Annotated in this window: 19 protein-coding genes; 15 read left to right on the top strand and 4 right to left on the bottom strand. The window is 54.2% G+C overall.

The genetic code is table 11. The features are described from left to right. The first annotated feature begins 494 nt into the window (after positions 1–494). The 8 genes from KUE00_RS00390 (at position 495) to KUE00_RS00355 (ending at position 9265) form a co-directional block, all read left to right on the top strand. Positions 495–2126, top strand: coding sequence for a TIGR04028 family ABC transporter substrate-binding protein (locus KUE00_RS00390; RefSeq protein ID WP_246757524.1), 1632 nt, complete (start codon positions 495–497; stop codon positions 2124–2126). Positions 2127–2138: 12 nt separating this feature from the next. Next, a complete protein-coding gene (locus KUE00_RS00385) occupies positions 2139–3080 on the top strand; it encodes an ABC transporter permease (protein ID WP_246757523.1) in 942 nt (313 codons plus the stop codon). Further along, the gene (locus tag KUE00_RS00380; RefSeq protein WP_246757522.1) at positions 3077–3928 is read left to right on the top strand and encodes an ABC transporter permease; all 852 of its coding nucleotides are present in this window, start codon (positions 3077–3079) and stop codon (positions 3926–3928) included. Before KUE00_RS00385 ends, KUE00_RS00380 begins: the two co-directional genes overlap by 4 nt. Next, the gene (locus KUE00_RS00375; protein WP_246757521.1) at positions 3925–5544 is read left to right on the top strand and encodes a dipeptide ABC transporter ATP-binding protein; all 1620 of its coding nucleotides are present in this window, start codon (positions 3925–3927) and stop codon (positions 5542–5544) included. The genes KUE00_RS00380 and KUE00_RS00375 overlap by 4 nt, the downstream gene beginning before the upstream one ends. Then, positions 5541–6545 (top strand): putative FMN-dependent luciferase-like monooxygenase, encoded by a 1005-nt coding sequence (locus KUE00_RS00370; RefSeq protein WP_246757520.1) that lies wholly within the window; start codon positions 5541–5543, stop codon positions 6543–6545. Before KUE00_RS00375 ends, KUE00_RS00370 begins: the two co-directional genes overlap by 4 nt. 11 nt (positions 6546–6556) lie before the next feature. Further along, positions 6557–7654 (top strand): alkylhydroperoxidase domain protein, encoded by a 1098-nt coding sequence (locus tag KUE00_RS00365; protein WP_246757519.1) that lies wholly within the window; start codon positions 6557–6559, stop codon positions 7652–7654. A gap of 80 nt (positions 7655–7734) precedes the next feature. Then, on the top strand, positions 7735–8580 hold the full coding sequence (locus KUE00_RS00360) for a VOC family protein (RefSeq protein WP_246757518.1): 846 nt from the start codon (positions 7735–7737) through the stop codon (positions 8578–8580). 220 nt (positions 8581–8800) lie between these two features. After that, positions 8801–9265, top strand: a complete 465-nt coding sequence (locus tag KUE00_RS00355; RefSeq protein WP_246757517.1) for an OB-fold putative lipoprotein — start codon at positions 8801–8803, stop codon at positions 9263–9265. Between the two features lie 162 nt (positions 9266–9427). Here the strand turns inward: KUE00_RS00355 and KUE00_RS00350 are convergent, their stop codons facing one another. Then, complete coding sequence (locus KUE00_RS00350; RefSeq protein ID WP_246757516.1) at positions 9428–9598, bottom strand: hypothetical protein; 171 nt, start codon at positions 9596–9598, stop codon at positions 9428–9430. 175 nt (positions 9599–9773) lie between these two features. Between KUE00_RS00350 and KUE00_RS00345 the strand changes: the two genes are divergently transcribed. The 3 genes from KUE00_RS00345 to KUE00_RS00335 all read left to right on the top strand — a co-directional run bounded on the left by KUE00_RS00345 (position 9774) and on the right by KUE00_RS00335 (position 11512). Continuing rightward, positions 9774–9974 (top strand): hypothetical protein, encoded by a 201-nt coding sequence (locus KUE00_RS00345; RefSeq protein WP_246757515.1) that lies wholly within the window; start codon positions 9774–9776, stop codon positions 9972–9974. Between the two features lie 355 nt (positions 9975–10329). Continuing rightward, positions 10330–10629 carry a DUF3811 domain-containing protein gene (gene yjbD / locus KUE00_RS00340; RefSeq protein ID WP_246757514.1) on the top strand — a complete coding sequence of 100 codons (300 nt, stop codon included), beginning with the start codon at positions 10330–10332 and terminating at the stop codon, positions 10627–10629. Positions 10630–10864: 235 nt separating this feature from the next. Then, a complete protein-coding gene (locus KUE00_RS00335; protein ID WP_246758051.1) occupies positions 10865–11512 on the top strand; it encodes a metallophosphoesterase in 648 nt (215 codons plus the stop codon). A 1-nt stretch (position 11513) separates the two neighbouring features. On the opposite strand, the gene rsmF is transcribed toward KUE00_RS00335, so the two are convergent. From rsmF to yebS, 3 genes are all read right to left on the bottom strand, one after another. Next, the gene (rsmF, locus tag KUE00_RS00330; RefSeq protein WP_343215861.1) at positions 11514–12950 is read right to left on the bottom strand and encodes a 16S rRNA (cytosine(1407)-C(5))-methyltransferase RsmF; all 1437 of its coding nucleotides are present in this window, start codon (positions 12948–12950) and stop codon (positions 11514–11516) included. Between the two features lie 150 nt (positions 12951–13100). After that, complete coding sequence (locus KUE00_RS00325; RefSeq protein ID WP_246757513.1) at positions 13101–15737, bottom strand: PqiB family protein; 2637 nt, start codon at positions 15735–15737, stop codon at positions 13101–13103. After that, entirely contained in the window at positions 15706–16950 is a 1245-nt protein-coding gene (gene yebS, locus KUE00_RS00320) for a membrane integrity lipid transport subunit YebS (protein WP_246757512.1), read from the bottom strand. The genes KUE00_RS00325 and yebS overlap by 32 nt, the downstream gene beginning before the upstream one ends. 199 nt (positions 16951–17149) lie before the next feature. On the opposite strand from yebS, the gene KUE00_RS00315 reads away from it, so the two are divergent. From KUE00_RS00315 to htpX, 4 genes are all read left to right on the top strand, one after another. Then, a complete protein-coding gene (locus KUE00_RS00315) occupies positions 17150–17650 on the top strand; it encodes a GAF domain-containing protein (protein ID WP_246757511.1) in 501 nt (166 codons plus the stop codon). 97 nt (positions 17651–17747) lie between these two features. Continuing rightward, the gene (gene proQ, locus KUE00_RS00310; RefSeq protein ID WP_246757510.1) at positions 17748–18428 is read left to right on the top strand and encodes an RNA chaperone ProQ; all 681 of its coding nucleotides are present in this window, start codon (positions 17748–17750) and stop codon (positions 18426–18428) included. Between the two features lie 19 nt (positions 18429–18447). After that, complete coding sequence (prc, locus tag KUE00_RS00305; protein ID WP_246757509.1) at positions 18448–20475, top strand: carboxy terminal-processing peptidase; 2028 nt, start codon at positions 18448–18450, stop codon at positions 20473–20475. Between the two features lie 233 nt (positions 20476–20708). After that, positions 20709–21590 carry a protease HtpX gene (gene htpX / locus KUE00_RS00300; protein ID WP_246757508.1) on the top strand — a complete coding sequence of 294 codons (882 nt, stop codon included), beginning with the start codon at positions 20709–20711 and terminating at the stop codon, positions 21588–21590. Positions 21591–21623: the final 33 nt, after the last annotated feature.

Genomic DNA, 21623 nt, shown 5'->3' with positions numbered 1-21623 from the left:
GCTGCGCTAAATAAAAGTAGTGAATTCGATAATGTTGACCATCTTCTGAAAATATTATCTGGCAATATGATAACGCCAGCATCCAGACTTTGTTCAAGCAATAGCCCGGAATTGCTGACGCTCTGTCTTTATCTTTATCTCTGTCTCTGTCTCTGTCTCTGTCTCTGTCTCTGTCTCTGTCTCTGTCTCTATCCCTATCCCAATCTCAATCCCAACCCATTACAGGCAGTGCATTGTATTTCCGGGTAGTAATAATTGATAGCCAACAGTTTTTTTACCTCGGATAGCACATATATAACTTACCTTTTATCTAAACTATTCGATTCATACTGGGGTCGGCAGATGCTCGGACGGTATTTACCAGCGTGCTGATGCATAAATCCGCCATTTCTCTTTTTTAAATAAGCTTTGACCAATTCATTGGTTTGCCAGTTTGTTCCGTCATTCGATGATGATTCCGCCTGCTGAGGCAGCTGATAACAAAGGAATTCACCATGAAGACACTTTTTACGCTTTTGCCGGTGCCGCGCGCGCTGGCTTTTACATTGCTTGCAGGGAGTTTCACCGTTCACGCCGCCACGCCGGTTAAAGGGGGAACGCTGATTTATCTTGAACAGCAGGCACATACTAATCTTTATCCTCCAGCGGGCGGCTTTTATCCCAACGGGGGCATTCTCAATCAGATCACCGATAAGTTAACCTGGCAAAACCCGCAAACCTTACAGGTTGAGCCGTGGATTGCCGAAAGCTGGACCACTAACGCCGATAAAACCGAATATACCTTCAAAATTCGTCCTGGCGTGACCTTTTCGGATGGTACACCGCTGGACGCCAACGCCGTGGCCAAAAATTTCGATACCTACGGTCTGGGCAATAAAGCGCAGCGTCTCCCGGTTTCAGAGGTCATTAATAACTACGAGCGCAGCAAAGTTGTCGATCCCTTAACGGTGAAGTTCTATTTCAAAAAACCATCACCGGGCTTTTTACAGGGTACTGCGACCATCGGTTCGGGACTGGTTTCTTTAAGCACGCTGGCACAGAGTTTCGATCGGCTGGGTGACGCTCGTCATATCATCGGATCCGGCCCGTTTGTGGTCAGTGATGAAAAGCTGGGGCGTGAAGTTGATCTGGTAGCGCGAAAAGATTACCGGTGGGGGCCAAAAAGCAGCCAGCAGCAAGGCCCGGCTAATCTCGACGGCATCAAGATAATCGTGACGCCTGAAGACAGCGTACGCATTGGCGCATTGCTGGCAGGGCAGGCCGACTTTATTCGTCAGGTTCAGGCTTACGATGAGAAACAAGCCAAAGAGCAAAGCTTCCCGATTTATGCGGCACCCACGCGCGGCGTAAACGACAGCATCAGCTTTCGTCCGGATAATCCGCTGGTAAGCGATATCCGTGTGCGTCAGGCATTGCTGCATGCCACCAATGCTAAACAGATAGTAGAAACGCTTTTTTCTGCAAACTATCCGCAAGCTACCTCTGTGGTAGCCACAACGGCGGCGGGCTACGTCAATCTGGCCGACAAGCTGACTTTTGATCCGACGAAAGCAAAAGCGCTGCTGGATGAGGCGGGCTGGAAACCAGCTGCGGACGGGATTCGGCAGAAAGAGGGTCAGCGTCTGGCATTAACCCTCTATGAATCCGTGCCGCAGCCACAGAACAAGCAGGTATTGCAGCTGGTGGCGCAACAGTGGCGTCAGGTTGGCGTGGCGTTAACGATTAAAGCCGGTGATGCCGGGAGTAAAACCCTTGATAGCCTCGATCCGCAAAAAACGCCGCTTAACGTGACGGAAGTAGGCCGCGCCGATCCGGACGTAATCAAGAGCAGCTTTTATCCGGCGAACAGGGACAATCTGCTGCAAAAGGGCGGCTCCAGCGACAAGGTTAAAAGCTTCCGCGACGACAAGCTGAACCAACTGCTGGTTAACATATCTGCTGAAGTGGATCCGACAAAACGTTTACAGCTAACTGGCGATGTCCAGCGCTATCTGCTGGACCAGGCGTATGTCATTCCGATCTTCGAAGAGCCGCAGGTGTATGCCGGCGCGCCCTGGCTGAAGGGCGTGAATTTTGAAGCGGTTGGTCGTCCGGCACTGTACGGGGCCTGGCTGGAAAAACACTAAGTCGAGGTCATCATGCGCCATTACTTACCGCGTCGGCTGGCGGCAGGGCTGCTGGTTCTCTGGGCCGCCTTCACCTTATCTTTTGTGTTGCTGCAGGTACTGCCAGGCGATGCGGTACTGATTAAATTTCAGAACCCGGATCTCGGGCTTAGCCCGCAGCAAATTGCCGAAATGCGCCAGGCCTACGGCGCGGATAATAGCTTGTGGCAGCAATATCTGCATACGCTGACCGCCATGCTGCATGGTGACTTCGGTTACTCGGTTCAGGCAGGCGTGCCGGTCAGCGAACTGCTGGGCAGCAATCTGCCCGGTACGCTGCGCCTTGCCCTGGGCGGATTTTTACTGGCGGGGCTACTGGCTTTTGCGCTGTCTGCGCTGTCGCGTTTGCCCGCGCTGCGCGGCTTGCGTAATTTGCTGCAGTCCGTGCCGGCGCTGTTTATCTCTATCCCCACTTTCTGGCTTGGCATCGCGCTGATTCAGCTGTTTTCATTTCAGCTGCGCTGGATCCCGGTCATTAATCCTTCGCCCTGGCAGGGACTGATTTTGCCCATCGTCACCGTGGCTATCCCCATTTCTGCGCCGCTGGCACAAATCCTGTTACGCAGCATTGATGACGTGTCGACCAGGCCCTTTGTTGCGGTGGCACGAGCCAAAGGAGCCAGTGAAACTTACGTACTGTGGCGACACATTTTACGCAATGCGATGTTGCCCGTGCTGACCATCGCAGGTTTGCTGCTGGGCGAACTGATCGCCGGGGCGCTGGTTACTGAAACCGTGTTCGGGCTTGGCGGCCTGGGCCAGCTCACGCAGCAGGCGGTCAATAACCAGGACGTTGCGGTGTTGCAGGCGGTAGTGATGATTTCGGCTCTGGGTTTTGTGACCATCAATCTGCTGGTGGATCTGGTAATGCCGCTGCTGGATCCCCGGCTGACGCTTTCAGGAGGTGCAGTATGAGTCTGGTCGATTACGCGATGGCACGGCAAAAAAGCGTTGCTTCGTCCCTCACAATAAGGCTCCAGGCCGGATTATACCTGGCGTGGGCGGTGATAGTGGTTGCCGTACTGGCCGCGCTGCTGCCCGGTTTGTTCACGCATTACAGCGCGACCGAAGGCATCGTCGGCGCACAGCGACTGGCTCCGCAAGCAGGGCACTGGCTGGGCACCGATCAGCTGGGCCGGGATCTGTTTGCGCGCATCGTTTACGGCGCATCACATTCGCTATCGGCCGCGCTTCTGGCGGTGGCGGTGGGATTTATTTTTGGCACCGCACATGGTGTGGTAGCAGGCGCAACCGGTGGTAAAACCGAATCCTGGCTAATGCGTACGGTGGATGTGTTGCTGTCGATTCCCTCGCTGCTGCTGTCGTTAAGCGTCTTGATCTTACTGGGCTTCGGGACGTTAAACGCGGCAACGGCGGTCGGTATCGCTTCCGTCGCCAGCTTTGCCCGCCTGGCGCGTGGTGAAGTGGTACGTCTGCGCCACAGTGAATATGTCGAAGCGGCTTACGGTAGCGGCGGCCGTTTTCTTGCGGTGCTGTGGCGGCACATTCTTCCCAATACGCTGACGCCGCTCGTTGCTTATGCAGCGCTACAGTTTGGCCAGGCCATTCTGGCGCTGTCGACGCTGAGTTTTCTTGGTTACGGCACGCCGCCGCCCGCTCCGGAGTGGGGATTACTCATTGCCGAAGGACGAAATTATCTGGCGACAGCATGGTGGCTAACCACTTTTCCCGGCCTGGTGGTGGTAGCCGTGGTGCTTTCCGCCAACCGCATTAGCCAGCAGCTGGCTGGAGGACGCCGATGAACGCACTGCCTTTACTCGCCGTTGAAACTCTCAGCCTGAGCTATCGCAGCGGCAGCGCCTGGCAACAGGTGGTACATAACGTCAGCTTCCAGCTCAAGGCTGGCGAAATGGTTGCCTTAGTAGGTGAGTCCGGCTCTGGCAAAACCACTGTCGCCCAGGCGATTATGGGGCTGATGGCGGAAAACGGGCGTCGCGATAATGGTCAGATCAAGCTCAACGGCGTTGATATCAGCTCATGGGCACAAAAACGGCTGGATTCACTGCGCGGCGCGCGGATTAGCCTTGTGCCGCAGGATCCCAGTAATTCGCTTAACCCGGTAAAAACCATCGGCGAACAGGTAGAAGAAATCCTGCGCCTGCATTTAAAGCTAACGCGTGCACAGCGCCAGCAGCGCGTGGTTGAACTGCTGACGCGCGTAGGGCTTAGCTACCCCGAACAGCGCGTCTCGCAGTATCCTCATCAGTTATCGGGCGGCATGAAACAGCGCGTGCTTATTGCCATCGCGCTCGCCTTACAGCCGGATATTATTATTGCTGATGAGCCGACCAGCGCGCTGGACGTTACGGTGCAGAAACGCATTCTCGATCTGCTGGATACGCTACGCCAGGAATCGGGTACCGCGGTGCTGTTTGTCACGCACGATTTGCCGCTGGCGGCAGAGCGCGCCGATCGCATCATTGTGTTTCGTCACGGGGAAATTCAGGAATCCGGACCTACGGCACAGATTGTTAGCGGGCCACAACATCCCTATACGCGCCAGCTGCTAATTGATGCTGCACCACGGCCGCACCAGCGAGTGCAAAAACCAGCCGCACGTTTCTCCACGCCAGCTATTCAGGCAACAAAGCTTTGCAAAACATTTACGGCTGGCAAGCAACACAGTTTGCTGGCGCTCGATCGGGCAAGCCTTGTGGTACAACGAGGGACGACGCATGCGCTGGTAGGCGAATCGGGCTCCGGTAAAACAACGCTGGCTCGCATCCTGTTAGGCTTTGAGCAGGCGGACAGCGGTGAGGTAATGCTGGATGGCATTGTGACTGACGGCTTACGGGGCGAAGCGCTGCGCCAGCTGCGACGCAAAATTCAGTTTGTCTGGCAGAATCCGTTTGCCTCGCTCGATCCGCGCCAGACGCTGGCGCAGATTATTGAAGAACCCCTACGCAATTTTGAACGCCTGAGTCGTAAAGAGCGTCGACAGCGTGTCGAAGATGTCACGATACGCGTTGCGCTACCGCTGGCTTTATTGTCACGTAGCGCCCGCGAACTCTCTGGCGGCCAGCGTCAACGCGTCGCGCTGGCACGCGCGTTGATTTTGCAGCCAACGATTCTGGTGCTGGATGAAGCAACCTCGGCGCTGGATGTTACGGTCCAGGCGCAGATCCTTGACCTGTTGCAGCAGCTGCAAATAGCGCAAGGCCTGACCTATCTGTTTATTACGCATGATTTAGCAACGGTACGACAGATTGCCGACAGCGTGACGGTATTACAGGCCGGCAAGGTAGTTGAACAAGGTGACACTGTCACAATCTTCAGCGCGCCACAGCATTCTTATACCCGCGAACTGATTGCCGCAATTCCATCTTTTACTCCCTTTGTTGAAAAGGAGTCTGCATGACCAAACGCATTGGCTTTTTCACCCGACTGCTGGATAAGGCGCCGGCAAAAGAGCGCTACCGGCTGGCAACCGAACAGATTCAGCACGCTGAACGCTGCGGCTTCGATAGCGCCTGGATTGCCCAACACCATTTTCACGAGGCGGAAGGCGGCTTACCTGCGCCTCTGCTGTTTCTGGCACATGTCGCAGCACATACCTGCACTATTCGGCTGGGCACCGCCATTATTACGTTACCGATGGAAAACGCGCTGCGCGTTGCAGAAGACGCCGCCGTGCTGGATCTGCTGGCAAACGGACGGCTGGAGATCGGCCTCGGTTCGGGCGGCACGCCAGATTCGTTTCTGCCGTTTGGCCTGACCTTTGCTCAGCGCGGTACGGCTTTCGCCGATAATTTACATGTTTTGCTCAGCGCCTGGCGAGGGGATTCGCTGGCTCACCCCAATAATCACCTCTATCCGGCAGGCGCGCAGCTCGCCGACCGCGTCTGGATTGCAACTTTTTCAGTTGAGGGAGCGGTGCGCGCGGCCCAGGCTGGACACGGATTGATGCTGTCCCGTACGCAGCCGCGTCCTTCAGGCCAGCCAGCTTTACCGCTTGATGCAATACAAAATCCCCTCATTGATGCCTATCTCGCCGCGCTGCCTGCGGGCGTTGCGCCGCGTATTCTGGCTTCGCGCACTGCCTTTGTTGCTGATAGCAGGGAGCACGCCAGGCGCATAGCCGAACCGGGCATTCGCCAGCAGGCGGAACACTATCGAGCGTCAGGCCATCAATTACGCGGCGAGACTTTTGATGATTTGCTGGGGCAGTTTGATGCGCATATTGGCGATATTGCCGCCGTTAAGGCGTCGCTGGCGCAGGACAGCACGCTATCGCGCGTTACCGATATTTCTTTTCAGGTGCATTCAGCCGAGCCGTCGCATGCGGAAACGCTCCGCTCCATCGAATTAATCGCAGAACATCTTGCGCCCGGGCTACGAGCAGCGGGCGAGCATCGCTAACAGGAGCTTTTATGACTCAGCCCAACGATTTACTGGCCTCGCTGGCAGACATTGCCCCCGATTCTGAACTGGCTGAGGCGCGTCGGCAACGCGACGCCGCCACGCTACATGCTCAGGGCAGTTACGAGATTATTTTTGCTCAAAACGATGATGATTTTCCTCTCGACGAACGCTTAGCGCTGGCCGCGCAGGTGGCGGAATGGCACGGGCAGCCAGCTTTACAGGCACACTATCGGCAGCAGACTCAGCCATTAAGCACTTCGGCGCGCAATACTACCGCGCTGGAGTTTGCGCATCGTCTTACCTTTGAGCCGGTTACGGCTGCGCCTTCACATCTTAAAGCGTTACAGGAGGCGGGCTGGAGCGAGCGCGGGATTGTTACGCTCGCGCAGCTGGTGGCGTTTATTAGTTTTCAAAGCCGACTACTGTCAGGGCTGCGGTTGCTTCAGGGAAAGGGCGCGCAGGACGAGTCACCGGCAGTGGTGGCTGGAAAATGGCACGATGCGCCGCAGACCGCCAGCGGTAAAAGGGCATTAACGGCCTTTACGCAGCTTGAATTAGGCTGGGAACCGTGGCTGGCAGCGAAACCGCTGGCGGAATTTAACGCGGATGAACAGATAACGCTGGCGAAATTTGGACATAGCGATTCGGATTATTTTCGCCTGCTGGCGCGTAACCTGCCGCTACTGGAGCAACGTACGCTTACCGATAAAGGTATTTTCTACACGCAAGGTGGACTGCCTCGTGCCGAACGCGAATTAGCGGCGGCGGTAGTTAGCAAGGTAAACGGCTGTATCTTTTGTGCCTCTGTCCATGCCCGCAAAGCCAGTCAGCTGTCAAAAGATAACGAGGCGGTACAAAAACTGTTGGACGTTGCGCCCGGCGGGCAGTTATCGCACGGACAATCGCCGCGCTGGCAGGCAGTCGTTGAGCTTGCAGCCGCGTTATCCGTCACGCCACCCCGCGCCACGCAGCGTCAGGCAGATGCGCTGCGCGAGCAGGGGCTGGATACGCTTGCCCTGTTAGATCTGATCCAGTCCAGCGCTTTTTTTGCCTGGGCGAACCGCCTGATGCTGACGCTGGGTGAGCCTTTCTTACCTGAAGTATAAGGATAGTCATGTCATCATCTGCCGCCAGCGCTGTGGGCCTTAAAAAGGGTAGCCCGATTGTTAAAAAGAGGAGGTCTTTTATGCCTGTTTCCGTTCTTCGGCCCGTAGTCGATCATGCCGTGGTTAACGTGGCCGATCGGCTTGATACAGCTCGTTCTCTGTTCAGCCGTTTGGGGTTTCAGCTTACCGAGCGGGGGCATCATTCTCTGGGCTCCAGCAATCATCTGGCCATTTTTGGCGAAAACTATCTTGAACTGTTGGGGTACGAACAGGGAAAGGAAAAGCAGCGTGCCGATCTCTGGCAGGCGCCGCCGGGCTTAACCGGCCTGGTGTGGAAAACCGACAGTGCCGATATCGCCTTTCAACATCTGGAGCGGCATGATTTAGATGGCGAGCCGCCAGCCTCGTTTTATCGCCCGGTCACCTTACCGGATGGTTCACTGAGCGAAGCACACTTTCGCACGGTGCGCCTCCGTGCTTCCCGAATCCCCAATGGACGCAGCTTTTTTTGTCAGCATCTTACGCCAGAGGCGGTCTGGCAGCCAGAATGGCAGGTCCATCCTAACGGTGTGCAGAACATCAGCGAATTTGTCATTGTTGCGCAGGATCCTGCCTTATCCGCGCAGGTGTACAGCCAGCTGTTTGGTGTCGAAAAGGTTCTGGCCTGTCAGGATGGGGCGTTTGCGCTGCACGCTGGCGCGGTTACAGTGCGTTTTGCTTGCGTAGATTATGTACGGCACCGTTTTGGCTCATTGCCAGCGGATTACGATGGCAGTGCGCGAATGGCGGCATTAGGTTTTAAGGCCAGCGATTTAACGAAGGTAAAAGCGGCATTATTAAAAGGTGACATTGCATTTAGCGATCGCGACGGCGCTATAGTCGTAAATGCCGGAGAAAACGTTAATCTGGCATTAAGGTTTGCTTAGCTATTTATTGCGGTCAATCATGCAGTGACCTTATTTCTTTAAGGTGGTGCGCATTTTTTGCGCACTTATTCTTCATTTTTATCTTTTTTAATCCTTAACCTAAATTTCTTTTCGTTCCTGCCGATAAAGCCTGTGGCTGTTAAAGAAACGCTTTTATGTCTGCCCGCCAGGCAGAAAGCTTTTTTAACGGCACCATTTCACAGTTTGACAAGGAAAAGAGATGAAAAAAATTATCAAATGGGCTTTCTTTATTATTATTGCGCTAATTGTTATCCGGGTGCTGGCTGGTCCAAACGAAGAGAGTAAAAAAGCCGCTGAGGCTTCACGCGGTGAGCAACCCGCCGATATAGCAGAAAGCGCTCCGCCGCAAAAAGAGGTATTCCGTATCTCGGCAGGTAAACTCTTCAGAGATTATGAAGAAAACGAAGTGGCCGCGGATGAACGCATGAAAGGTAAGCAGATAGCGGTAACCGGCGTGGTTCAGGCTATTGATAAAGATTTTACCGACGCCATTATTATCAGGCTGAAAACAGATAATCAGTTTATGCCCGCCAGAATGGAAATGGTCGACTCACAGAAAAGCACGGCCTTGACCCTTAAAAAAGGAAGTCAGGTAGAAGTGGTTTGCCAGAGTATATCTCGCATAATGGGTGCACCTTCAGGTAGACGCTGCGTTTTTAATTAATAGTGATGGGCTGCACAAGCCCATATTCGCTTTTTCTCATGACCTGAAAGAAATAAAACGCTGATAAGTGTGACAGGAGGAGTGCGGCCATAGCAATAATACCGCTATCCACAAAGATCAAATGCCGACCGAAGTCGACATCGCATTTATCAGCGCAAATAATTACGATTGCGGCTGCCCAACAGGGCCTGCGCCTAAGGTACCGCCCGGTACTGACTGCGCGCTTGGTGCATGAGGGCGTCCATCATTGCCTACCGCGTCGCTGCGGTGCATACAGCCTGCCAGCGATAAAACGGCCAGCAGAGCAACTAAACCTTTTGTACAATTTTTCATAGTATTTTCCGTGGGTTGAAAGTGGGACAGCATGTAAAGGATAGCGCAGGCTGCGCGCACCGCCAGCCGGTCAGCGTAAAATTTTCATCACAAAAAAGGCGCAGTTCCGTATTCCTCCCTCACAGGTAATCAATCCCCGGCTACACTTAATGGACTGGAAGCCAAAGGAGGAATTATGTCTGATAAAGAACTTAATAAAAAACGCAAAGAAGAAGGCGACGTGCATAAAGGTTTGCCAGAGGCAGCGCCTTCCGCCGGCAATGCTTATGAAGAAGACGATCATCCGGCAAGAGATAATCCGGACGAGCATGGCGAAATGCCCCGCACGCGTGATGACAGCCAGGCAGATAAAAAAGATCCATATCAGGAAAAATAATTTGTTAAATCGTTACCTGACGGGTAAAGGCGGCAATAGCTCGCCTTTACCAACGCGGATATTTTACTAACCCGTTTTACTCTCCTGTCCCTGGTGCTTCTCCCGCTCTCATTAAGCTAATCTCGTTATGGCTGGTCAGAATTTGTTGCTGGCAGCTGATGACGATCTTCCCTGAAAAAAGACCTTTCGGTTAATTATCACGTCTGTCATCTCCTTAGAAATTAAGGGCGATTTGCAGACGGGATGCCATCACATTTTTTTTCAGGCTTGTACAACCGCGAGTAAAGCTCTACGCTGCACCTGCTACCTGGGCTGCGCGATGTTCGCGTTTAGCATGCTGGCTGGAGTTATCACCATGAAAAGTACAAAAGAGATTTCTATTGACCAGTTTACCGATGGTGAAAAAGAGCTGATCGAGGCGAAGGTAAAAACGCTGACGCTGAAAAAAGGCCACGTTCCTTCCTCGAAAGAAGAAAAAGAGATTTTAAAAGAAGCCAAGCGACTGGTGATGAAAGATCGCGTAGTGAAAGAAAGTACTAAAGCAGTTGTCGCTAAAAAGCCTCGTAAGCCTTCCACGGCAAAAGAGAGTGAGGTTAAAGAGTTTAACTGGAGTGCCTCTCTGCGAAAAAATCCCCGCGCCCTGAGAAACAGCTAGTCTTTTAGCCCGTCGACAACAGCTTGATGTTAACCTGTAAACAGTAGCTGAAGTGCTTTAACCAGCACTTCAATCAGCAATATGCCGCCAATAATTACCATCGTCAGCATCAGCCAAAACTGTTGAGCGCTTCCCATATTCTGCCGACTCCCTGAGACGTTAACAGACTATACTTTAGTGTCTGTTAATTAAACATTACGTCAACTTCCACGTAAAATTACCTCAGGGTGCGACCATAATGTATCAATATCTTAACGGTAAAGCGTGGCGGCATATCTATATCGTCGGCGACCTGCACGGTTGTCTGAACATGCTCAAAGATAGCCTGGAAACTTATCGTTTTGATGCGGAAAAAGACCTGCTGATAGCCGTGGGGGATTTGATTGATCGAGGGCCGGACAGCCCCGGCTGCGCCGAGTTGCTGAGTAAGCCCTGGTTCCGTAGCGTGCGCGGCAATCACGAAGAAATGGCCATCAATGCGTTGACGAAAGGCGAACATCAACAGTGGATTGGCAATGGCGGAGAGTGGTTTTACAAACTTGAAGGCATGAAGATGATTGAAGCCAGGCACGCCCTTAGCCGCTGTCGGCTGATGCCGCTGATTATCCACCTGCAGCTACAGGATAAGTTGATTGTTATCGCGCATGCTGACTACCCGGCCGATCGCTATGCCTGGGAAGCCCCGGTCGATCCTTTCGACGTGGTCTGGAGCCGTAACCGGGTTGAACAGGCAAAGCAGAGCAGAGCCACAGCAATCAGCGGCGCGGATGCTTTTTACTTTGGCCATACGCCGCTTGCTGAAGCTCTGAGCGCGGCAAACCTGCACTTTATCGATACCGGTGCCGTGTTCGGCAACCGGCTTACCGTGGTACAGGTTCAGTGAGTCAGGAAAACAGCTTGCCGTCCCGCACCAGCTCGCGTGGGTAGCTGTTTTTAATGCGGCTGTTCACTTTCTTCGCCAGCCCAATCGGCTGCTGCTGACAGGTGACGATGATTTCATCGGCCGGCAGCTCGCGTTCAGGATAGATATCGCGCCCGCGATACCACTCTTCAGCTTCCGCCAGCGTCAGCTCAAAACGATTTTTAGCCTGTGGCTGAGCCAGCGCAACAACCGCCTCATGCTGCCAGCGATAGCCTTTGGCGAAGGTTTCCGCCAGCTTTAAGCCGATGCGGGAAAAGCGCACCTTGCCTAACAATGGCTCCAGCGAAACAGGGAAAAGCCACAGTTCCTTATCACGCTGCCAGAGGCTATGCGTGACGCTGTCCCAGGCCAGGCCTGACTTCGCTGCGGCCATCGCTATCTCCTGCTCCTCTTTGCGTTTTACCGGAGAAAAAGGCAGCTTGCCCACTTTATAGCCGGGCAGCGGTAGCGGCGGCACGCCTGACGTTTTACGTAAGCGGGCAACAAAAAAACCTTCGCTATCAAAAAGATGTGGAAAAACGTGCAGGAAACCTTCGTCAGTGCTTGCGCTGTCGGCGCCGATAAAAAGATCGTTAAGCGGTTCAATCGTTACGGCATCAGGATAGCGCGCCAGCAGCCAGGCGATCACCTGCTGATTTTCGCTACGGTTTAGCGTACAGGTTGAGTAGATAAGCGTGCCGCCGGGCTTGAGCGCATGAAAAGCGCTGTCGATCAGGTCCTGCTGCGTCGCGGCGATCTCTGCCGTGCTTTCCGGTGACCAGTTGCGCAGCGCGTCGGCATCCTTACGGATAACACCTTCGCCGGAGCAGGGCGCATCGAGTAAAATCGCATCGAACGTTTCCGGCAAGGCCGGGCCGAAAACGCGGCCGTCAAAGTGCGTAATCGCCGTATTGCTTACGCCGCAGCGGCTGATATTGGCATGCAGCACCTTCACCCGGCTGGCAGAATATTCGTTAGCGAGCAGCATGCCCTGGTTATTCATGCCTGCTGCAATCTGCGTTGTTTTAGATCCGGGCGCGGCGGCCACATCCATCACCCTTTCCGGCTGGGGACAGCCAGCAAACAGGGCGGTGACCGGCAGCATTGAGCTGGCTTCCTGAATATAAAACAGTCCTGACAGATGTTCTGCCGTACTGCCAAGCGGAAGCGCTTCGGCATCGTCACGGCTAATCCAGAAGCCTTCGCTACACCAGGGGATCGGCGTCAGCGCCCAGTTGTAAGGCGCAACCTGCGCCAGAAAATCTGCCACGCTAATTTTCAGCGTATTAACGCGCAGGCTGCGGCGCAGCGGCTGTTGGCTGATAGCAATAAATTTGTCGAACTCTGCGGCGTCGGGCAGCAGGTCGCGCATCTGGCTCAGGAAAAGGTCCGGGAAATACACGCGTGAAGAAGAAGACACTGAAAAATTCCGCTGTAAAAAAGTAGGGCGAGTCTAGCACACTCGCCCTGAGGAAAAAAAACGGGCAGTCGGGCTGCCCGTACAGATTGCTGACAAAGCTAAAGCGATACCTGCAACTAAACACCATGGGCCGGGGACGGCCCGTCACGATTATTTAGCTGGCAGCGCGGTTCCCCATTTACGCCAGTCCTGCGGCTCTTCGTTTTCCAGCAGGAAATGCTTGCCGCTGGTGGCCTGCGGTGCCAGCGGAACGGTTGGCGGCGTGGCAAACTGAATGCCGCCCTGAATAAACTGCTGGAAAGTCCCGGTTTTCACCACGCCGCCAATCAGGCCAAACTTGAAGTTGTAGCCGGATGCCAGCCAGAACACCGAGTTGTTCCTGACCAGATGCTGATATTTCTTGCTGATGCGCAGCGTGATTTGTACGCGATCCGCCATTGCTCCCAGCGAGGTTCCCGTCACCGTGCCCACTTCTATGCCACGGAACAGCACAGGTGTGCCGACGGAAAGCGAGCCACCTTCAGGCGCATCCATAATAATGTTCAGGCCATCCAGATAGCGCGCATCGGTAATGGTTGATTCCTGAAGTTCAAAGGTGCGCTGGGCGCGGCCCTTGCCCGGATCAACGTTGATATAGGGCTGAAGTATCGTGTCCAGATGGTTGACGCCTGCCGCAGAAATTTCTGGTGAAACCACCGAAAAGCGGCTGCCCAGACGCGCAAAGTCCTGCACGTATTCCGGATAAAGCACGGCCTTGGCGATAACCTGATCTTTCCGGTCGTTTAGCGCCAGCGACTCCAGCTGACCGATGGTAATACCCAGATAGCGAATCGGCATGCCTGAAGAGAGCTTGCTGGCATCGAAAGTGCGCAGCGTAATCTGGCTACCTACCGCCCTGGCGGCCGTTTCCGATTCAAACAGCGTGCGCTTGTCTTTGCTGGTTAAACCGGCACCCGCACCGCTGAGGTTATCAAAGCTGATGGCGCCTTTCAGCGCACGGTTCAGCGGCGAAGCCTGCACGGTTAGCCCGCTGCCGTTCAGCTGCACGCGCGCGCCGCCTTCCGACCAGAAAACACTGTTTGGCGTCAACAGCTTGCGGTATTCCGGCTTGATATGTACGCGAACGTCAAATTCGTTGGCTCTTGGCGTTACGTCAACAATTTCACCGACCTGGAACTTACGGTAAAGCACCACCGAACCAGCCTGAATATCCGGCAGGCTGTTAGCGGTCAGCGTCAGCGTGGTAGGAAGCTGGTTAGTGGTAATTCCTTCAGCTGCTTTTTCCGCATTAGCGTAAAGCGGGTAGCTCTGTTTTGGCGCGCCTTTACTACCTGGCTCAAGGCGAATACCGCCATCGACCCATTCGCGCGCGCTGGCACCCAGCACCTCCATCCCGTCAATGCCCAGCTTAACGTCCAGACGGCTGTTAATAATGAACTTGCTGTCGCCATGCACCAGCTGGCGATAATCCGGCGTGATGGCAATGATAAAACCAACGCCTTGCTCATTCAGCTTGCGGTTGACCACCTGGCCAATCTGCATACCGTGCAGCATGACCGGCTGACCCGCATCAATGCCGTAGCTTTCTGGCGCGGTCAGCTTTACCTCCAGCGTGTCGGGACGTTGCAGCAGCGACTCGTTGCTTCGCAACACCGTAAAGCGATTTTGTGGCTCACCTTCGCCCGGCACCAGTTCAAGCGTGCTGCCGGTCAGCAGGCTGCTCAGACTGGTATCGGCCAGCGTGATTTTCGGGCTGCGCATCTCTATACGCGTGCCGCTGCGCATCAGGCCGGTAACGGAAGGATCGATAGTCAGCTCGCCTGTAACCTTACCGTCAGGTTGAAGGTTTAGCGCGGTGAGGGTGCCGACTTCCAGTCCCTGATACATCAGTGGCGTACTACCCGCCTTGAGATCTTTTCCGCCGGGCAAATCCAGCGTAATGAGCACGCCGCGATGGCTATGTGCCAGATCGGGATAAAGCTGGTAGTTATCTTCGCTTTTGGCCTGCGCGGAATCTTCCGGGGAGTCGAAGGCGATAGCACCGTTAACCAGCGCTGCCAGGCTTTCCAGCTGCACTTTGGCCCCGCTTAAGCCAACGTCGGCTTTAACGCCGGAGACGTTCCAGAAGCGGCTTCCTTTTTTCACCAGGTTGGTAAAGCGGCGCTCAATCAGGACGTCAACGGTCACGCCCTGATTGCCGGGATTAATGCTGTAATCATAAACGCGGCCGACCGGAATTTTGCGGAAATAGACCAGCGAGCCGGTATTCAGCGAGCTAAGGTCGGGCGCATGCAGATGAATCAGCATTTCGCCGGTATTAACGCGGTATTTCGGCTGCGTGTCCAGCGCCACAAAATGATCCTGCGGCTTGCCTTTGCCCGGCATCATGCCGATATAGTTACCGCCTACCAGCGCATCCAGACCGGATACGCCCGCCAGCGACGCTTTCGGCGTGACCAGCCAGAACTGCGTTTTGTCCCGCAGCGCCTCTTTCATATCGCTTTTGATACTGGCCTTGATTTTTATCGTGCGTAAATCGTCGGTCATACTGATGCCCTGCACCAGGCCAACCTCTACGCCCTGATAGCGCACCGGCGTGCGGCCCGGCACGATACCGTCCGCCGTGGCGAAATCGATAGTGACGGTGGTGCCGCGCTCCTGGTAATTGGTCCAGACGAGCCAGCCCGCAATCAACAGCGCGATAAACGGTAGCAGCCAGAACGGCGAAATTTTGCGTCGGCGTTTAATGCGTGCGCTAGTCGGTGTAGTCGGCGTTTCCTGTTGCATGTGCATCCCAAAGTAAACGGCTATCCAGCCACTCAACGGCAAGGATAGTAAGAATAACCGACGCGCCAAAATAGAAGGCGGCCGGCCCCATAGTAAAAGCCAGAAGCTGATCGCGATTGACCAGCGACATAGTTAATGAAATCACAAACAGGTCCAGCATAGACCAGCGTCCGACCCAGGTAACTACTCTGAGCAGCCGAACGCGGGTTTTCAGGCCCTGCTCGCAGTTAAAATGAATGCTCACCAGCAGCGTCAGCAGCACGATAACCTTGGTGAAAGGCACCATGATACTGGCGATAAACACCACGGCCGCCACCGGAATATTGCCGGAAGCCAGCGAAAGGATACCGGAAAGGATCGTATCTTCCTGCCGTGAGCCGTTCAGATAAATGATGGAGATAGGCAGGACGTTAGCCGGAATAAGCAGCACTATCGACGCAATTAATGCAGCCCAGGACTTCTGCAGGCTGAAACGGCGCCGCAGACGCAGCGGCGTATGGCAGCGCGGACAGCGGCCGCGTTCATCGGGCAAGCCGGTATGGTGACAGTTGAGGCAAACCCGCAGCTGTTTGGGATCGACATGCGGCTGCGGCTGAGGATAAAAGCGGTGCCACAGCTGCTCAATGTTCATATGAATAAGCGTTACCAGGCTGAGTATCGCCAGCGAGATAAAAGCGATTAAACCCGGCCCGAAATTAATATCCGCATAATCTTTCACCTTTATTGAGGCGACGGCGATGCCGATAAGGTAAATATCCAGCATGACCCACTCTTTCAGCCGGTCAAGCATCAGCAAAACCGGACGCAGATTTAACCCCAGCCTGTCGCCAAAAAAGAGCCACATAACAGAAGCAACAAGGGTTGCGGGTGCGCCAATAGTGCAAAAAGCCACCATTGAAGCGGTAATCACATCGCCCTGCTGGGTCATTTGTAAAATGCCCTCCAGCAGGCTGGCGCGAATCGTGGTGCCCAGCAGGCGTATAGTGAGCAGCGGCTCGCTGAAGGCAAATGGCATCAGCAGCAGCATGGTCACCGCCATCGCCATTAACCGCGTCATCGACCAGTCGCGGCCGTTAAGGATAGTCGCGTTGCAGCGCGGGCAGTGCGCCGTCTCATTAGATTTAACATCTGGTAAGGAAAAAAGGGTATCGCATTGCGGACAACGCTGATAACGTGCCTGAGGCAGAATATGGCTAATAGCGTATATTTTCACAGGTTACCCGGATTGGCAGGGTACGGTCAGGCAAAATCGCCACGGCGAACCACTCTTCGTTTATGCTTTTAAAGCTTCAGATCAACAAGGGTATATTAACTAACGGAATCATTCACCTTGTCCGTCTGGACTTTTAATGCTTATTTTATTGGGCGAAGTCATACTGGACTTCGTAACAAGTTTCAATAATGGTTAAAAAATGACTAAAAAAGAATTCTACTCGGACCTTAATCGCGATTTGCGTGCGCTTATTGCAGGCGAAACCAGTTTTCTGGCCGCGATGGGGAACTGTAGCGCGCTGCTGTTCGAACGTCTGGAAGGCGTGAACTGGGCCGGCTTTTACCTGTTAACGGAAGAGAATACCCTGGTGCTTGGCCCTTTTCAGGGCAAAATTGCCTGCGTACGCATTCCGGTAGGCCGTGGCGTATGCGGAACCGCCGTAGCCGAAAACGCCGTACAGCGTGTAGATGACGTGCATGCTTTCCCGGGTCATATTGCCTGCGACGCCGCCAGCAATGCGGAAATCGTTCTGCCGATAAGCGTTAACGGCCAGACGATTGGCGTGCTGGATATCGATAGCGTGGTCTATAACCGCTTTGATAATGAAGATGAAACGGGGCTAATTGAGCTGGTCGAAGGCCTGTGTGAAGTATTGGCTGGCTCGGATGTCGAAAAATTTATTCACATGAAACGCAGCTAAAGTGCTGGATAACGTAGCATTTGCCGATGGTGTCATTATAATGACGCCTGTTCATGCCTGCGGCTTATTGGCTACCCCGTTGTAATCAGGAAATTTCATGGAAAATCAACCCAAGTTGAATAGCAGCAAAGAAGTAATTGCCTTTCTGGCAGAGCGGTTTCCACAGTGCTTTAGCGCCGAAGGCGAAGCACGACCGCTAAAAATCGGCATCTTTCAGGATTTAGTCGACCGCGTGCAGGGCGAAATGAGCCTGAGTAAAACTCAGCTTCGTTCCGCGCTGCGCCTTTATACTTCTAGCTGGCGCTATTTATATGGCATCAAAGCTGGTGCTACCCGCGTTGACCTGGATGGCAACCCTTGCGGCGTCCTGGACGAGCAGCATGTAGAACATGCCCGTAAGCAGCTCGAAGAGGCGAAAGCGCGCGTTCAGGCGCAGCGCGAACAGCAGCAGGCGAAGAAACGTGAAGCGGATGAAGAAGCCGCGCCGCGCCGTCCGCGCAAGCCGGTTCGTAAACCTTCTGCCGAAGGCGAGCAGCCCCGGGCCGCGCGTGCGAAGCCACAGCGTAATCCTGGCAGCGCGCCTTCCGCAGAACGCCAGCCGCAACGCAGCAAACCCGTTACGGATACCGCAGCGCTGCAGGTAGGTCAAAACATTAAAGTCACGGCTGGCAAAGGTGCGATGGATGCAACCATTCTTGAAATTACCAAAGATGGCGTCCGGGTACAGTTGGCTTCCGGCCTGGCAATGATAGTACGCGCAGAACACTTGCAGTTCTGATACGGAGGCCAATCAGGGCATGAACAACTTTTTTAAAACCACCGTTATTGCTGCGCTGCTGTTTACCGGAAATGTTTTCGCTGCGGATACTATTACGCGCGCCGATCAGATCCCTCAGCTTCATCAGGAACCGCAGCACGCGACGGTCAGCGAGCGCGTTACGTCGCGTTTCACCCGTTCGCACTATCGCCAGTTCGATCTGGATCAGGATTTCTCGGCCAAAATTTTTGCCCGCTATCTGAACCTGCTCGACTATAACCACAACGTACTGCTTGCTTCTGACGTTGAGCAGTATGCAACGAAAAAAACCACGCTGGGCGACGAGTTAAAATCGGGCCAGCTGAACGTTTTTTACGATCTTTATAATCTGGCGCAGAAACGCCGTTTCGAGCGCTATCAATACGCGCTGACAGTGCTGAATAAGCCAATGAATTTCAGCGGTAACGATACGATTGATATCGACCGCAGCAAAGCGCCGTGGCCAAAAAACACGGCTGAACTGAATCAGCTGTGGGATGCCAAGGTCAAGTATGACGAGCTGAGCCTTAAGCTGACCGGTAAAAGCGAAAAGGAGATCCGCGAGGTTCTCACCAAACGCTATCAGTTCGCTATTCGCCGCCTGGCACAGAGCAACAGCGAAGACGTTTTCCAGATGGCGATGACCGCTTTTGCCCGGGAAATCGATCCGCACACCAGCTATCTCTCTCCGCGCAACACCGACCAGTTCAATACGGAAATGAGCCTGTCGCTTGAAGGCATCGGCGCGGTACTGCAGATGGATGACGACTACACCGTGATCAACTCAATGGTAGCGGGCGGTCCGGCAGCGAAAAGCAAAACCATCACGGTGGGCGATCGTATCGTCGGCGTCGGCCAGCCTGGCAAACCGATGCAGGATGTGATCGGCTGGCGACTTGATGACGTTGTCGCCCAGATCAAAGGGCCAAAAGGCAGCAAGGTTCGCCTGGAGATTTTACCGGCCGGTAAGGGCACCAAAACCCGTATCGTCACGCTGACGCGCGAAAAAATCCGTCTGGAAGATCGCGCGGTGAAAATGAGCGTGCATAACGTCGGCAAAGAGAAGGTCGGCGTGCTGGATATTCCTGGCTTCTATGTTGGCCTGACCGATGACGTAAAAGTGCAGCTGCAGAAACTGCAAAAGCAAAACGTCGACAGCATTGTTATCGACCTTCGTACTAACGGCGGCGGCGCGCTGACGGAAGCGGTTTCGCTTTCCGGCCTGTTTATTCCGTCTGGTCCGGTAGTACAGGTGCGCGATAACGTAGGTAAAGTGCGCGAAGACAGCGATACCGACGGCATCGTTTACTATAAAGGTCCGTTAGTTGTGCTGGTCGATCGGTTCAGCGCTTCCGCTTCGGAGATCTTTGCCGCCGCCATGCAGGACTATGGCCGCGCCCTGATCGTAGGCGAGCCAACCTTTGGTAAAGGCACGGTGCAGCAGTATCGCTCGCTGAACCGTATCTATGACCAGATGCTGCGCCCGGAATGGCCAGCGCTCGGTTCGATTACCTACACTATCCAGAAGTTTTACCGCGTTAACGGCGGCAGCACGCAGCGTAAAGGCGTGACGCCAGATCTGCTGATGCCAACCGGCGTCGAAGCGGTCGAAACCGGTGAAAAGTTTGAAGACAATGCGCTACCGTGGGACAGCATCAACGCGGCCTCGTACACCAAAACAGGCGATTTAAAACCGCTTGAGCCGCAGCTGCTGAAGGCGCATCAGGATCGTATCGCGAAAGATATGGAGTTCCAGTACATCCTGAAAGATATCGCGCGCTTTAACGCTATGAAGGACAAGCGCAACATCATCTCTCTTAACCTTGCTGAACGCGAGAAAGAGAACCATGAAGATGATGCGTTACGCCTGGAGCGCATTAACGCTCGCCTGCAGCGCGAAGGCAAGAAGCCGTTGTCAAAGCTTGAGGATCTGCCAAAAGATTATAAAGAGCCGGATCCTTATCTTGATGAAACGGTGAATATCGCCAACGATCTGGCGCAGCTGGAACAGCAGCAGAGCGCTAAATAACCCTCAGGGCACAGCGAAAACTGTGCCCTTTTTTTACCTGAATTTTCCTGCCGTTTGCTGTCTCTCTACCTTTCCTGACACTTAACGTTTTCCCGCCTGTTAAAAGTTGCGACAAAATGTAAAGTTATGTCTTTTTAGGGAGTTAAAGACCTCCAGCGCTTGAAATGTTTTCCTGCACCCATAGGATAGTTATCCGCTGTTAGCGTTTTTTTAACCGAGGAAGAAGAAAGTTTATGATGCGTATTGCGCTTTTCCTGTTAACCAACCTTGGCGTCATGTTGGTGTTCGGATTGATACTCAGTCTGACAGGGATCCGGTCAAGCAGTGTTCAGGGCCTGATGATTATGGCGGGTCTGTTTGGCTTTGGCGGTGCGTTTGTCTCACTGCTGATGTCCAAGTGGATGGCGCTGCGTTCCGTCGGCGGTGAGGTGATTGAACAGCCGCGTAACGAAACCGAACGCTGGCTGATGCAGACCATTGCCGGACAGGCGCGGCAGGCCGGGATAGCGATGCCGCAGGTGGCTATCTATCATGCACCGGATATCAACGCGTTCGCCACCGGCGCGCGCCGTGATGCTTCGCTGGTCGCGGTATCGACTGGCCTGTTGCAGAACATGAACCGTGACGAAGCCGAAGCGGTGCTGGCCCATGAGATAAGCCATATCGCTAACGGTGATATGGTCACCATGACGCTGATCCAGGGTGTCGTGAACACCTTTGTCATCTTTGTTTCGCGCATTATCGCGCAGATCGCTTCCGGCTTTATGTCGGGCGACCGCGAAGAAGGCGAAAGCAGCAACGGCAACCCGCTGGTCTATTTTGCGGTGTCGATGGTGCTGGAGCTGGTGTTTGGTATTCTGGCCAGCATCATCACCATGTGGTTCTCGCGCCATCGTGAGTACCATGCTGACGCCGGTTCGGCACGGCTGGTCGGCCGCGAAAAGATGATCGCCGCGCTGCAACGTTTGAAAACCAGCTACGAACCGCAGGAAGCCAGCACGATGATGGCGTTCTGCATCAACGGCAAATCAAAGTCGCTTAGCGAACTGTTTATGTCGCATCCGCCGCTGGATAAGCGTATCGAAGCGCTGCGCAGCGGCCAGTACCTGAAGTAACGTTTATCGAAGAAAAATGCCGGTCACTGACCG

This window comes from Erwinia phyllosphaerae, assembly GCF_019132875.1.
Classification (GTDB): domain Bacteria; phylum Pseudomonadota; class Gammaproteobacteria; order Enterobacterales; family Enterobacteriaceae; genus Erwinia; species Erwinia phyllosphaerae.
This window is presented reverse-complemented; position numbering and strand designations above follow the sequence as displayed.

Excerpts from the sequence above, each read along its gene's own strand:
- proQ (WP_246757510.1), top strand. The coding sequence starts at position 17,748 with ATGGAAAATCAACCCAAGTTGAATAGCAGCAAAGAAGTAATTGCCTTT.
- KUE00_RS00350 (WP_246757516.1), bottom strand. The coding sequence starts at position 9,598 with ATGAAAAATTGTACAAAAGGTTTAGTTGCTCTGCTGGCCGTTTTATCG.
- KUE00_RS00375 (WP_246757521.1), top strand. The coding sequence starts at position 3,925 with ATGAACGCACTGCCTTTACTCGCCGTTGAAACTCTCAGCCTGAGCTAT.
- htpX (WP_246757508.1), top strand. The coding sequence starts at position 20,709 with ATGATGCGTATTGCGCTTTTCCTGTTAACCAACCTTGGCGTCATGTTG.
- KUE00_RS00355 (WP_246757517.1), top strand. The coding sequence starts at position 8,801 with ATGAAAAAAATTATCAAATGGGCTTTCTTTATTATTATTGCGCTAATT.
- KUE00_RS00315 (WP_246757511.1), top strand. The coding sequence starts at position 17,150 with ATGACTAAAAAAGAATTCTACTCGGACCTTAATCGCGATTTGCGTGCG.
- KUE00_RS00345 (WP_246757515.1), top strand. The coding sequence starts at position 9,774 with ATGTCTGATAAAGAACTTAATAAAAAACGCAAAGAAGAAGGCGACGTG.
- KUE00_RS00360 (WP_246757518.1), top strand. The coding sequence starts at position 7,735 with ATGCCTGTTTCCGTTCTTCGGCCCGTAGTCGATCATGCCGTGGTTAAC.
- KUE00_RS00325 (WP_246757513.1), bottom strand. The coding sequence starts at position 15,737 with ATGCAACAGGAAACGCCGACTACACCGACTAGCGCACGCATTAAACGC.
- KUE00_RS00390 (WP_246757524.1), top strand. The coding sequence starts at position 495 with ATGAAGACACTTTTTACGCTTTTGCCGGTGCCGCGCGCGCTGGCTTTT.
- yjbD (WP_246757514.1), top strand. The coding sequence starts at position 10,330 with ATGAAAAGTACAAAAGAGATTTCTATTGACCAGTTTACCGATGGTGAA.
- KUE00_RS00365 (WP_246757519.1), top strand. The coding sequence starts at position 6,557 with ATGACTCAGCCCAACGATTTACTGGCCTCGCTGGCAGACATTGCCCCC.
- KUE00_RS00385 (WP_246757523.1), top strand. The coding sequence starts at position 2,139 with ATGCGCCATTACTTACCGCGTCGGCTGGCGGCAGGGCTGCTGGTTCTC.
- KUE00_RS00380 (WP_246757522.1), top strand. The coding sequence starts at position 3,077 with ATGAGTCTGGTCGATTACGCGATGGCACGGCAAAAAAGCGTTGCTTCG.
- KUE00_RS00370 (WP_246757520.1), top strand. The coding sequence starts at position 5,541 with ATGACCAAACGCATTGGCTTTTTCACCCGACTGCTGGATAAGGCGCCG.
- prc (WP_246757509.1), top strand. The coding sequence starts at position 18,448 with ATGAACAACTTTTTTAAAACCACCGTTATTGCTGCGCTGCTGTTTACC.